The 12,225-nt window shown below is 68.6% G+C and carries 10 protein-coding genes and 1 tRNA gene; 6 read left to right on the top strand and 5 right to left on the bottom strand.

The window, feature by feature from the left end; translation table 11 throughout:
* Window positions 1-139 precede the first annotated feature (139 nt).
* From sppA to ACTIFJ_RS13425, 3 genes are all read right to left on the bottom strand, one after another.
* Window positions 140-1,999, bottom strand: a complete 1,860-nt coding sequence (gene sppA, locus ACTIFJ_RS13435) for a signal peptide peptidase SppA (protein WP_439534622.1) — start codon at window positions 1,997-1,999, stop codon at window positions 140-142.
* An 82-nt stretch (window positions 2,000-2,081) separates the two neighbouring features.
* The gene (locus ACTIFJ_RS13430; protein ID WP_439534621.1) at window positions 2,082-3,125 is read right to left on the bottom strand and encodes a DUF3011 domain-containing protein; all 1,044 of its coding nucleotides are present in this window, start codon (window positions 3,123-3,125) and stop codon (window positions 2,082-2,084) included.
* Between the two features lie 69 nt (window positions 3,126-3,194).
* Window positions 3,195-4,028 (bottom strand): DUF815 domain-containing protein, encoded by an 834-nt coding sequence (locus tag ACTIFJ_RS13425; RefSeq protein WP_439534620.1) that lies wholly within the window; start codon window positions 4,026-4,028, stop codon window positions 3,195-3,197.
* A 152-nt stretch (window positions 4,029-4,180) separates the two neighbouring features.
* Here ACTIFJ_RS13425 and yajC point away from each other — a divergent pair, with 152 nt between their 5' ends.
* Genes yajC through secF form a run of 3 tightly spaced genes read left to right on the top strand, consistent with a single transcriptional unit; the run spans window position 4,181 to window position 7,109 of the window.
* On the top strand, window positions 4,181-4,537 hold the full coding sequence (yajC, locus tag ACTIFJ_RS13420; RefSeq protein ID WP_439534619.1) for a preprotein translocase subunit YajC: 357 nt from the start codon (window positions 4,181-4,183) through the stop codon (window positions 4,535-4,537).
* Window positions 4,538-4,540: 3 nt separating this feature from the next.
* Entirely contained in the window at window positions 4,541-6,130 is a 1,590-nt protein-coding gene (gene secD / locus ACTIFJ_RS13415; RefSeq protein WP_439534618.1) for a protein translocase subunit SecD, read from the top strand.
* A gap of 10 nt (window positions 6,131-6,140) precedes the next feature.
* A complete protein-coding gene (secF, locus tag ACTIFJ_RS13410) occupies window positions 6,141-7,109 on the top strand; it encodes a protein translocase subunit SecF (RefSeq protein WP_439534617.1) in 969 nt (322 codons plus the stop codon).
* 377 nt (window positions 7,110-7,486) lie between these two features.
* On the opposite strand, the gene ACTIFJ_RS13405 is transcribed toward secF, so the two are convergent.
* The gene (locus tag ACTIFJ_RS13405; RefSeq protein WP_439534616.1) at window positions 7,487-8,425 is read right to left on the bottom strand and encodes an NAD(P)H-dependent flavin oxidoreductase; all 939 of its coding nucleotides are present in this window, start codon (window positions 8,423-8,425) and stop codon (window positions 7,487-7,489) included.
* 103 nt (window positions 8,426-8,528) lie between these two features.
* Between ACTIFJ_RS13405 and ACTIFJ_RS13400 the strand changes: the two genes are divergently transcribed.
* A tRNA-Met gene (locus ACTIFJ_RS13400) sits at window positions 8,529-8,605 on the top strand.
* 5 nt (window positions 8,606-8,610) lie between these two features.
* On the opposite strand, the gene ACTIFJ_RS13395 is transcribed toward ACTIFJ_RS13400, so the two are convergent.
* Window positions 8,611-9,495, bottom strand: a complete 885-nt coding sequence (locus ACTIFJ_RS13395; protein WP_439534615.1) for a DUF481 domain-containing protein — start codon at window positions 9,493-9,495, stop codon at window positions 8,611-8,613.
* Between the two features lie 76 nt (window positions 9,496-9,571).
* On the opposite strand from ACTIFJ_RS13395, the gene ACTIFJ_RS13390 reads away from it, so the two are divergent.
* Together ACTIFJ_RS13390 and ACTIFJ_RS13385 are read left to right on the top strand one after the other, a co-directional pair.
* Window positions 9,572-10,483, top strand: a complete 912-nt coding sequence (locus tag ACTIFJ_RS13390) for an isopenicillin N synthase family dioxygenase (protein WP_439534614.1) — start codon at window positions 9,572-9,574, stop codon at window positions 10,481-10,483.
* Between the two features lie 51 nt (window positions 10,484-10,534).
* Entirely contained in the window at window positions 10,535-12,034 is a 1,500-nt protein-coding gene (locus tag ACTIFJ_RS13385) for an alkaline phosphatase (protein WP_439534613.1), read from the top strand.
* Window positions 12,035-12,225 lie beyond the last annotated feature (191 nt).

The following is a 12,225-nucleotide window of genomic DNA, read 5'->3' as shown; positions in this document are numbered from 1 at the left end:
CAGGCCCCAGACCCCCCAAATCCAGCCTTCGCAAGGCGACGGCAGACGGTGCTGCGGGATCAGCTAAATTATTGGGGTCTGGGGCCTGCGGCCCCAGCCGCCGGAGGCGCTTCCTACCGCCGGAGGCACTCCCTACCGCCTAAGGCCGCACCAGCTTCGCCATCTCGGTCTCGATCCGCGCCGCGCTCGCTAGCCGCGGCGAGCCCATCGCCGCGCATTCGATGCAGGTCGCCTGCATCGTCGGCCCCGCCGCCATCAGCCGCAGGTCGCCGATCAGCCCGAACAGCCGGCTGCGGCTGGCCAGTGACAGCTTGGCGAACGGATCGCGCCCCTGCGGCGCGGTTTCCGCCGGCCCGCCAACAGCGTTGAGGAATTCCAGCACCGGGGAGAGTCTCGGTTCGATGTCGATGGTCCGCGGCGTCCCTTCCAGCTTGGCCCGCCGCGCCGCCGCCGCCACTGCCGCATCGAGCCCGCCCAGCCCGTCGACCAGCCGCAGCCGCTGCGCATCGGCGCCCGACCACACCCGGCCCTGGCCGATCCGGTTGACCTCTTCCACCGGCATCTTGCGCGATGCCGCCACCAGCCCGGTGAACCGACGGTAGATATCCTCGACCGAAATCTGGAGCAGCTGCCGCGTCTCCGGCCCGATTCCGCCGACGACGTCCGGCTCGCCCGAATAGGGCGTCGATTTCACCCCGTCGCTGGTGATCCCCAGCGAGGCCAGCGCGCGCGGAAAGGTCGGGATGATCGCGAACACGCCGATCGGCTGGGCGATGATCTCGTCCGCCGCCGAGGCGATCCAGTAGCCGCCCGATGCCGCCACCGGCCCCATCGACGCCACCAGCGGCATGCCGGCACTCTTCGCTTCGAGCAGCGCCTCGCGAATTTCCTCGCTCGCCGTCACCGACCCGCCCGGCGAGTCGATCCGCACCACGATCGCCTTCAGATCCTTGTTCTCGGCCAGCGCCTTGCGCACGGTGTCGGCAATCGTCGTGCCGCCCGCCGTGCCGCGTCCGGCCTCGCCATCGACAATATTGCCGCTGACATAGACGATGCCCACCGCCGGCCCCGATTGCGGCAGCAGCGACCGGCTGGCCGCCACATAGCCGTCGAGCCCGATGCCATTATAGCTCATCGTCTGCGGCGTCGCCGACTCGCCGACCTGCGCCAGGATGGCCTTGTCGAATTCATGGCGGTTGCCGATCCGGTCGATCAGCCCGGCCGCCTGCGCCGCGCGCGACTGGTCGCCGTCCGCCGCCGCGATCCGCTGCGGCAGCGCCCGCAGCCAGGCCGCCACGTCGACGCGCGTCCGCCGCGCGGTGATGTCACTGCGCCAGCTCTGCCACAGCCCGTCGACCAGCGCCTGGTCGGCCGCCTTGGCCTCCGGCGAGGCATCGGTCCGGGTGAACGGCTCCACCGCCGCCTTGTAGGTGCCGACCCGGAACACCTCGACATCAACATCGAGCTTGTTCAGCGCATTCTGGAAATACAGCCCGCGCCCACCCGGCCCGGTCAGCAGCACCGCGCCGAGCGGATTGAGCCAGATCCGGCTGGCCGACGACGCCAGGTAATAGCCGTCGTCGGTATAGGCCGTCGCATAGGCCTCGATCGGCTTGCCGCTCTTGCGGAACCGCTGCAGCGACGCCGCGATCGACTGGAGATTGGCCTGCCCGGCGCCGACGAACGTGTCGAGGTCGAGCACGATCAGCTTGATCCGGTCGTCGGTCGTCGCCATGTCGATCGCATGGATGATGTCGCGTGCCTGCACTTCGGTGCGTCCCGCCGCGCCCATCGCCAGCTGCAATGGGTCCTGGTCGCTGGCCTGGTCGACGATCCCGCCCTCGAGGCTCAGCACCAGCGCGCCGCCGTCCGGCACCTTGATGCTGGCGCGCGTACCCAGCGCCGCCCAGAGTGCCGCGAAGAACAGCAGCAGCAGGAGCAGGACCAGCAGATCCTTGACACCGACGAGAAACCGCCAGGTGCCGCGGGCAAAGCTCATGAAAAGGCCTTTACGGTTACCAAGCTCTTCTCATAGCCCCCGCGCGGGCCGCTCCGCAACGGGGACGCGATGAAGCACCCGATCAGTTGAAGTCCAGCTCGATCACCCGCTCCGGCGTCGCCCGGCAGAAGGTGCCGATGGTCCGCGTCTCGTCCGGCCAGGCCGCCTTGATCCGGTAGCGGAACCGGTAGCCACCATTGCCGGCCTCCACCTCCTGCATCTCGTCCAGCGAGATCGAGGTGCCGCCGGTGGCACCGATCTGCTGCGCCGTCTCGTTGAGGCAGGTCTGGAAGCTCGGCCGCGCCGCCGGCAGCACCGTGCCGGCGTTGATGTCGATCCGCGCCGGTCCGGTACCGCCGCCCGTTGCCGGCAAGGGGGCGGCCGTCGCCGCCTCGGCCGGCTGCTTCTTCTTGCTGCTCGCCGCGATCAGCGCCGCCAGCCCGGCCGCAACCGCCACGCCACCGATGATCGCCCCCGTCGACGGCCCGTTGCCGCCCTGGTCCGGCTGCCGGCCTTGCCCGCGCACCTCGAAATCGGCCCGGCAACCGCGATCGACCCAGATCTCGTTGGCGCTGTAGCCCCAGTTCTGCCGGGCGCAATTGCCGCCCAGCACCCGGCTGATCCGCGCCCCGCCGCGTGCATCCGCCCGGCACGACTGGCGCCGGTCGTTCCGCGATTCACAGCGCACCGTGCCGATCACCCAGTTGTTGCCGCCACCCCAATTGCCGCCGCCGCCCCAGTTGCCCCCGCCGTTGCCGCCATTCCCGTTTCCGCCGCGCACGCCGATGTCCGCCCGGCAGCCGCCCTGCACCCAGACGGCATCGTTCCGATAGCCCCAGTTGTTGCGTCCGCAGTCGCCGCCCAGCACTCGCACGATGCCGGCGCCGCCGCGCGCATCGGCCCGGCACTCCTGGTAGCGTCCGTTCCGCGATTCGCAGCGCACGGTCCGGTCCCAGCGCTGGTTGCCGCCGAATGTCGGAGGTCGGGAGGGGGAGGGCAGGGGCGTCGGCCGCGCCATCCGGTCATCGCGCTGCCCGCCCTGGGCCAGCGCCGCGCTGCCGACGAGCGAAGACGCCAGCATCGCCATCAAAGCGGTGCCAGCAACAAAGGTCCTGATCATGGTCATGCCCCCCAGCCAGAAGCCCAATTTCTGCGCCGATCCGATGCCGCTGTCCAGACCGTTTCAACTGCCCGGTCAGGCGTTGAGCACCACCCCCTGCGCCCCGGCCGTCTCCACCGTAAACTGCCACGCCACCCGGCCCGATCGCGCCCCGCGCCCCGCCGCCCAGGCCAGCGCCGCCTGCCTGTCGAAGGCCAGCCCATGCGCCTCGGCATAGGCCGCGCAGATCGCCAGATAAGTCTCCTGGTCGCAGGCATGGAAGCCTAGCCGCAGCCCGAAGCGATCGGCCAGCGCCAGATGGTCGTCGCGCGTGTCGCGCGGATTGGGGTCGTCGGCATCGGTCGTCGCCATCTGCCCGGGCAGCAGGTGGCGACGATTGGAGGTCACCGCCAGCCGCACCCCCTCGGGCCGCGCCTCCACCCCGCCATCCAGCAGAGCCCGCAGCGCATGCACCTCGGCGGAACTGCCATCGAAGGCCAGGTCATCGAGAAACACCGTGAACCGCCGCGATACCCCGGCCAGCGCCCCGAACAGCCCCGCCAGCCCGGCGACATCGGAGCGCGCCACCTGGATCAGCGCCACATCCTCGCCCTCGGCCAACAGCGCCCCGTGGACGGCGCGCACCAGCGAGCTCTTGCCCATCCCGCGCGATCCCCAGAGCAGTACGTCATGCGCCGGCAGCCCATGCGCATGGCGCCGGGCGTTCTCCAGCAGCGCCTCCCGCTGCGCATCCACCCCCCGATAGAGCGCCAGCGCCGACACCCGCGGCGCCGGCGCCGCCGCCAGCCGCCCCTGCGACCAGACGAACCATGGCCCCGTGCGTGGATCGGCGGGCGGCGGCAGCGGCGGCGCCAGCCGGGCGGCAAGCGCTTCGAGCGCGGAGGCGATGCGGGCAATATCGTCGGTCATTCGCCAGCCCATAGCGGCAATGTCCTATCCCTCACAATCGTCCCCCACAATCGTCGCCACCATCGGCCCGCAGTTGCGACGCCGGGCGCAACCCGCTAGAGGCCAGCGAACAGCGGAGGATCAGCCGGTCCTCGTCAAGGAAAGCCATACCGATGTTTGCAACTCCGGCCTTTGCGCAGGCCGCCACTGGCGGCGCCTCCGGCGGCATGGCGGGCCTGATCGCCTTCCTGCCCTATGTTGCCATTTTCGCCATCTTCTACTTCCTGTTGATCCGCCCCCAGCAGCAGCGATTGAAGGCGCACCGCGCCATGGTCGATGCCGTCCAGCGCGGCGACGAGGTCGTCACCGGCGGCGGCATCGTCGGCAAGGTCACCAAGGCCGATGGCGCCGAGATCGAGGTCGAGATCGCCACCGGCATCAAGGTCAAGGTGCTCAAGGGCACGCTCGCCGATGTCCGCACCCGCGGCACCCCCGCCGCTGTCCCGGCTGTGCCCGCCAACGGGAACTGACATTTGCTCGACTTTCCCAAATGGAAGATCTGGGCGATCACCGGCACGCTGCTGTTCGGGCTGCTGCTGGCGCTGCCCAATTTCCTGCCCGCCTCGGCGCTCCGCATGCTGCCGTCGTTCCTCCCCGCCAAGGAGCTGAACCTCGGGCTCGATCTGCGCGGCGGCTCGCACCTGATGCTGGAGGCCACCGCCGACGACGTCCTCAAGGTCCGCCTCGAAACGCTTGAAGACAGTATCCGCAGCGAGCTTCGCCAGGCCGCGGGCGGCGCCGTGTCGTTCCGCGACCTCTCGGTCGGCAAGGACCGTATCGCGCTGACCATCGCCGATCCCGCCGCACTCGACCGCGCGCTGACGGCGCTGCGCAAGATCAGCCAGCCCTCGGGCGTCGGCGCCGTCCGCGATGTCGACCTCAGCAATAACGGCACCCGCGTCACCCTTACCGCCACCCAGGCCGGCATTGCCCAGGCCGTCGATGGCGCCATGGCCCAGGCCGTCGAGGTCATCCGCCGCCGCATCGACGAGCTCGGCACCCGCGAGCCCAACATCATCCGCCAGGGCGCCAACCGCATCGTCGTCCAGGTCCCCGGCCTGCAGGACCCTGCCGCCCTCAAGGCGCTGCTCGGCAAGACCGCCAAGCTCGAATTCAAGCTCGTCGACATGGAGGCCGACCCGGCCCTGCTCGCCGAAGGCCGCGCTCCCCCGGGCAGCCAGATCCTGCCAAGCCTCGAAGGCCCGCCGATGGCCGTCAAGCGCCGCGCCATCATCTCCGGCGACCAGCTCGTCGACAGCCAGGTCAGCACCGACCAGAACAACCAGCCTGCCGTCAGCTTCCGCTTCGATTCGACCGGCGGCCGCCGCTTCGCCCAGGCGACGCAGGCCAATGTCGGCCGGCCGTTCGCCATCATCCTCGATGGCGTTATCATCTCCGCGCCGCGCATCAACGAGCCGATCCTCGGCGGCTCGGGCATCATCTCCGGCAGCTACACCATCGCCACCGCCAATGAGCTGGCCATCCTGCTGCGCTCGGGCAAGCTCCCCGTCGAGCTGAAGGTGATCGAGGAGCGCACCGTCGGCCCCGATCTCGGCGCCGATTCGATCCGCGCCGGCGCGCTCGCCTCGGTGCTGGCCACGGTCCTCGTCGCCGGCTTCATGCTGCTCACCTATGGCCGCTTCGGCTGGTATTCGGTGATCGCGCTGGTGCTCAACGCGATCCTCGTCCTCGGCGTGATGACCGGCATCGGCGCCACGCTGACGCTGCCCGGCATCGCCGGCTTCGTCCTCACCATTGGCGCCGCCGTCGATGCCAATGTGCTCATCAACGAGCGCATCCGCGAGGAACTGCGCCGCGGCCGCGCCGTCGTCAGCGCCGTCGAGACCGGCTACCGCGAGGCGTCGCGCACCATCTTCGATGCCAATGTCACCAACGTCATCGCCGCCGCCATCATGTTCGCCTTCGGCTCCGGGCCGATCAAGGGGTTCGCGGTGGTGCTGACCATCGGCATCATCACCTCGGTGTTCACCGCCGTCACCGTCACCCGCTTGCTGGCCTCGCGCTGGCTTCGGCGCGCGCGCCCCGCCGCGCTGGTGCTTTGAGGAGCCGACCATGCGCCTGATGAAGCTGGTCCCGGACAATACCAACATTCCGTTCCTGCGCTGGCGCAACATCGCCGTCGGCCTGTCGATCCTGATGATCCTCGCCTCGATCGCGCTGGTCGCCATCCGCGGGCTCAATTTCGGCGTCGATTTCGAAGGCGGGCTGATGATGGAGGTGCGCTTCGACCAGACCGCCCAGGTCGACGACCTGCGCCGCACGGTCAACGCCGCCGGCGCCGGCACCGGTGCCATCCAGACCTTCGGGGACCCCAATACCGTCTCCATCCGCCTGCCGCTGCCCCCGGGCGACGATGCTGCCGTCCAGGCCACCGTCAAGCGCGTCCAGGATGCCATCAGCGCCACCAACCCCGATGCCCAGTTCCGCCGCGTCGAAACCGTCTCGGGCAAGGTCTCGGGCGAACTGATACAGGCCGGCGGCCTCGCCATCCTGTTCGCCATGGTCGGCATCTCGATCTATATCTGGTTCCGCTTCGAATGGCAGTTCGGCGTCGGCTCTCTGTTCGCCCTCATCCACGACGTCGCGCTGACGCTCGGTTTCTTCGCCATCACCCAGATGGAATTCGATCTCAACATTGTCGCCGCCGTGCTCACCATTATCGGCTATTCATTGAACGACACCATCGTCGTCTATGACCGCGTCCGCGAAAACCTCCGCAAATACCGCAAGATGGAAATCGAAGGCATCCTCGACCTGTCGATCAACGAAACCCTGCCGCGTACCATCGTTACCTCGCTTACGATGGTCATCGCGCTCGGCACGCTCGTCATCTTCGGCGGCTCGGTGCTGTTCGGCTTCTCGGTGGCCATGCTGCTCGGCATCGTCATCGGCACCTATTCGTCGATCTTCATCGGCGCGCCCCTGCTGGTCTGGCTCAAGGTCGGCCCCGGCAGCTTCCTCCCCACCGACGCCACCGCCGACACCCGTCGCCCGGCGGTCCGGTCGGAGCGGAAAGGGTAGGGGCCTCCGGCGGCCGGGGGCTAAGCCCCCGGACCTCATAACGGGAGGCCGAGCCAGAGAATAACGGCTTTCGTGTGAGTGCGCCTCGGGCGGTAACAAGATGCCTCCGGCGGCTGGGGCCGCAGGCCCCAGACCCCAATAAATGCGCTTATCCCGCAAAGCCGCCTGCCGTCGCCATGCGAAGGCCGAATTCTCGGGGTCTGGGACCTGCGGCCCCAGCCGCCGGAGGCGCTTTCTCTTACCGCCGGAGGCCCCTTACAACGGCGCCGCGCATACCCCAAAATTGACGCACCACTGGCTCATCAGCCCCAGCACGACCGCGCCGGCCAGCCACATCATCCGTCCACGCCGGGTCAATTCGGTCATCTCACGCACCTTCACACTCGTGTCAGCCCGAGCCGGGCGATGGCCGCATCATATTCGCGTGCAAGCCGGGCGACAAGCGCGGCCGCCGGCAGCACCTCGGTGACGGCGCCGATGCCCTGGCCGCAGCCCCAGATGTCCTTCCAGGCCTTGGCGTCCATGGCGGCGAAGTTCATCGCGCTGGGGTCGCTCTCGGGCAGCGCGTCGGGGTCCATGCCGGCCGCGACGATGGAGGGCCGCAGGTAATTGCCGTGCACGCCGGTGAACAGGTTCGAATAGACGATGTCCTCGGCGCGGGAGTCGACGATCATCTGCTTGTAGGCCGGCACCGCGCGCGCCTCCTCGGTGGCGATGAACGCCGAGCCGATATAGGCAAAGTCCGCACCACACGCCTGCGCCGCCAGCACCGCGTCGCCGGTGGCAATGGCGCCGGACAGCGCCAGCGGCCCGTCAAACCAATGCCGAATCTCCTGCACCAGCGCGAACGGCGAGAGCGTCCCCGCATGCCCGCCGGCGCCGGCCGCCACCGCGACCAACCCGTCCGCGCCCTTTTCGATCGCCTTGCGGGCAAAGCGGTCGTTGATCACATCGTGCAGCACGATCCCGCCATAGCTGTGGATAGCGGCGTTCACATCCTCCCGCGCCCCCAGCGAGGTGATGACGATCGGCACCCGGTGCTTCACGCACAGCGCCAGATCCTCCATCAACCGGTCGTTGGAGCGATGGACAATAAGGTTGACCGCATAGGGCGCATCCCCCGGCCCCAGCTCGCGGTTCAACCGGCCCAGCCACTCGTCGAGCTGCGCGAGCGGCCGCGCGTTGAGGCTCGGAAAGCTGCCGACAATGCCCGCCCGGCACTGGGCGATCACCAGCTCGGGCACCGAGATGATGAACATCGGCGACCCGATCACCGGCAGCTTCAGCCGCCCGGCAATCGCGGCGGGAACAGTCATGCGCATTCTCCTTAAGTCACCACAGCCTGCACCCTGTTGACCGTCCCGCCAAGCCGCCCTATAGCGCCGGCTCCCGCGTGGAAGCGCACTGGCCGATGGCCATGGCGGAGTAGCTCAGTTGGTTAGAGCACGGGAATCATAATCCTGGGGTCGGGGGTTCAAATCCCTCCTCCGCTACCACGCGCTCAGAAGCTGTAGACGATCGTCGCCCGGCTGGTGGTGTCAGATTTCTGCCGCCCGTCCGGCGGATTCGATTCCGTATTGACCTGGAATGTCGCCCGCGCCGACAGCGATCCCGCCAGCCGCGCCGTCAGCGATGTCATCGACATGAAGCTGGTGTTGAAGCTGTCGACATAGACCGACGCATTCTCGCTCAGCGTCAGGTTCGGATTTATCACCCACTGGCTGGTCAGGCCGCCACGCGCGGCGATGCTGAGCTCGTCGGAGCCATCGGTGAAGTCGGTTTGCCGCAGCGCCGGCCCGGCCTCCAGCGCCAGCCGGAACGGTGGGCCCACGGCCAGCCGGTACCCGAAGCCCAGCGACCCCGCATAGCGGCTGAAAAAGCCCGAGAACCGGTCTCGCTCAAGGCTCAGCGTGGTCAAGCTGTACAGCCGAGGGTTGATGTTGAAGTTGCCCTCATAGTTCGCCAGCAGCCGCTCGCGCGTCGTCACCCCCGAATCGCGCTGCCAGTCGAACTGGCCGCGCAATTTGTGCGTCGCCTTGCGCGTCTCCTTGTTGAGGTTGATACCCAGGCTCACGCCCGTAACATTGGTATTGCCGCTCGACGCGAACCCCCCGGCCTCGCCCTGGCCGGTCCAGCCCTCCAGCGTCCCCTGTTCGGCCAGACGCGCCAGCCGCGCCTCGGCCCGCGCCTTGTTATAGCCCGACACCTTGGCATCGATCTCGCCGGCCGAGCCCGGATTGGTCTTTTTTGCCACATCGGCGATCGTCCGCAGCTGGTCGGGCTTGTCGGCCACCGCCTCCAGCATCGCCTCGATCGGCGGCGGAATCGGCTCCGCCAGTGCAGGCGCGGCAAGCAGAAGAGCGGGGAAGTACAGGAAACGACCCATGAATCGACCTTAGTGGCCAATCGCCTCCCGCTCCACCCCTCTTGTGCCCGACCCCGCCGCCCGGCATTGATCGCGCATGACCCAGGCGGACATCACCCCCATTCCGCTCACCCTCATCGAGACCGATCTCGCCGCCGCTGCCGCCGCTTTCGGAGATGCCTTCCAGCGCACCGGCTTCGCCCTCGTCAGCGATCACGGCATCCCCGATTCCGTCCTGCGCCGCGCCCAAGGCGCCGCCAAGGCGCTGTTCGCGCTGCCGCCCTCGGCCAAGGCCGCCTATGCCATCCCCGGCGGCGCCGGCCAACGCGGCTACACCCCTTTCGGCCGGGAAGCCGCCAAGAACACCGACACCGCCGACCTCAAGGAGTTCTGGCACATTGGCCGCGACCTGCCCGAAAGCCGGGCCATGCCCGCCAACATCTGGCCCCGGGAATGGCCGGATTTCCGCCCCGCCACGCTCGCCCTTTATGAAGCCCTCGATGCCGCCGGCACCCGCCTGCTCCGCGCCATCGCCGTCCACCTCGGCCAGCCCCCCGATTTCTTCGCCGAGCCGGTCCGCGACGGCAATTCCATCCTCCGCCTGCTCCACTATCCCCCCATCACCACCCCCGCCGGCAACGCCCTGCGCGCCGCCGCGCATGAAGACATCAACGTCATCACCCTGCTGCCCGAGGCCGAGGAGGCCGGCCTCCAGCTCCTCCACCGCAACGGCCAATGGCAGGACATCGCCGCCCCGCCCGGCACCCTCGTCTGCAACATCGGCGACATGCTCCAGCGCCTCAGCGGCGGCCGCCTCCCGTCCACCACCCACCGCGTCGCCAACCCGTCCTCCGCCGCCCAGGGCAAGGCCCGCTATTCGATGCCCTATTTCCTGCACTTCCGCCCCGATTACCTGATCGAGACCCTCCCCGGCGGCCCCCGCCACTGGCCCCCCATCACTGCCAACGCCTATCTGCACGAACGCCTCCGCGAGATCGGCCTGCTGTAACGTTACTGACACGAACCCCCGCCATCAGGGCCGCATCCTCAGGAGATCCCCATGTCCCGTGCCCTCATTGCCGCCATTCTGCTCGCTACCACGCTGCCCGCCGCCGCCCAGCAGCTGCAAACCCCGGTCAAGAACGACGATTACTGGCAGATGGGCCGCGCCGTCATCGCCCAGCGCCTCAAGGTCGTCCACCGCCCCAAGCGCGCCAAAAACATTGTCCTGATGATCGGCGACGGCATGGGCGTCGCCACCGTCACCGCCGCGCGCATCTTCGCCGCCCAATATCCCGATGACGGCTCGCCCCGCCGCAGCGGCGAGGAAAATGTCCTCTCCTTCGAAACCATGCCGTACACCGCGCTGATCAAGACCTACAACACCGATGCCCAGGTCTCGGACAGCGCCGGCACCGCCAGCGCCATCAACACCGGCGTCAAGACCCGCATCGGCTATATCAACTTCGCCGCCAACCAGACCGCCGAAGACTGCCGCAATCCCACCGCCTGGCCGCGCACCATCGCCGAGCTCGCCAAGGCCCAGGGCATGGCCGTCGGCATCGTCTCCACCGCCCGCATCACCCACGCCACCCCGGCCGCCGTCTTCGCCCATGTCCCCAATCGCAACTGGGAAGGCGCCGACAAGGCCTTCCCCGCCGACGCCCGCGCCACCGGCTGCAAGGACATCGCCACCCAGCTCGTCGAATTCGCCCCGAACAACAGCCAGACCGGCATCGACCTCGTCCTCGGCGGCGGCACCAACCAATTCCTGCCCGTCGCCGCCGGCGGCAAGCGCGACGACGGCAAGAACCTCGTCGATGCCTGGAAGCAACGCCATCCGGGCGGCACCTATGTCAGCAACGCCAGCAGCTTCCGCGCCCTCGATACCCGCAGCACCGCCCCCGTCCTCGGCCTGTTCACCCCCGATCACATGAGCTTCGAGGTCGACCGGGACAAGAGCAAGGAACCCAGCCTCGCCGAAATGACCGGCTTCGCCCTCAAGCGCCTGCAGGCCACCGCCCCCAAGGGCTATTACCTGATGATCGAAGCCGGCCGCATCGATCACGCCCACCACGCCAGCAACCCCTACCGCGCGCTCTCCGAAACCCAGCAGCTCCACCGCGCCGTCGAAACCGTGCTCAAGACCGTCAACCTCGATGACACCCTCGTCCTCGTCACCGCCGACCACTCGCACACCCTCTCCATCGCCGGCTATTCCGAACGCGGCAACGATATCCTCGGCTTCATCAAGAACGCCCGCGGCGGCGAAGGCAGCTCACCCACCAACCCCGAAGGCTTCGCCCTCGATGATCGCGGCCAGCCGATGACCACCCTCAGCTATGCCAACGGCCCCTTCGTCAGCCCGCCGCTCTCGCGCCTCCTCCCCCCCAACGACCCCAACTACCTCGCCGCCAAAACCTACGGCACCCCCAGCGAAAGCCACGCCGGCGACGACGTCCCCCTCTACGCCACCGGCGCCCGCGCCCACCTCGTCGGCGGCGTCCTCGAACAGAATGTCATCTTCCACATCATCGCCGAAGCCCTCGGCTGGCGCTGAGGGGCCAGTCAGGAGAGAAAGAGCCTCCGGCGGCTGGGGGCGAAGCCCCCAGACCCCATCAATCGAGCCTCTGCGTCAGTGAGGACGGACACCGCTCGTCTGCGCCAAATCGCGCGCACCCCGCGAAAGCCGACATCGCCCCGACCCGAACCCAATTCATGGGGTCTGGGGGCTTCGCCCCCAGCCGCCGG

Source organism: Polymorphobacter sp., from assembly GCF_051860865.1.
Lineage (GTDB): Bacteria > Pseudomonadota > Alphaproteobacteria > Sphingomonadales > Sphingomonadaceae > Sandarakinorhabdus.
Note: the sequence above shows the minus strand (reverse complement) of the source record. Positions and strands in the feature narration are given on the sequence as shown.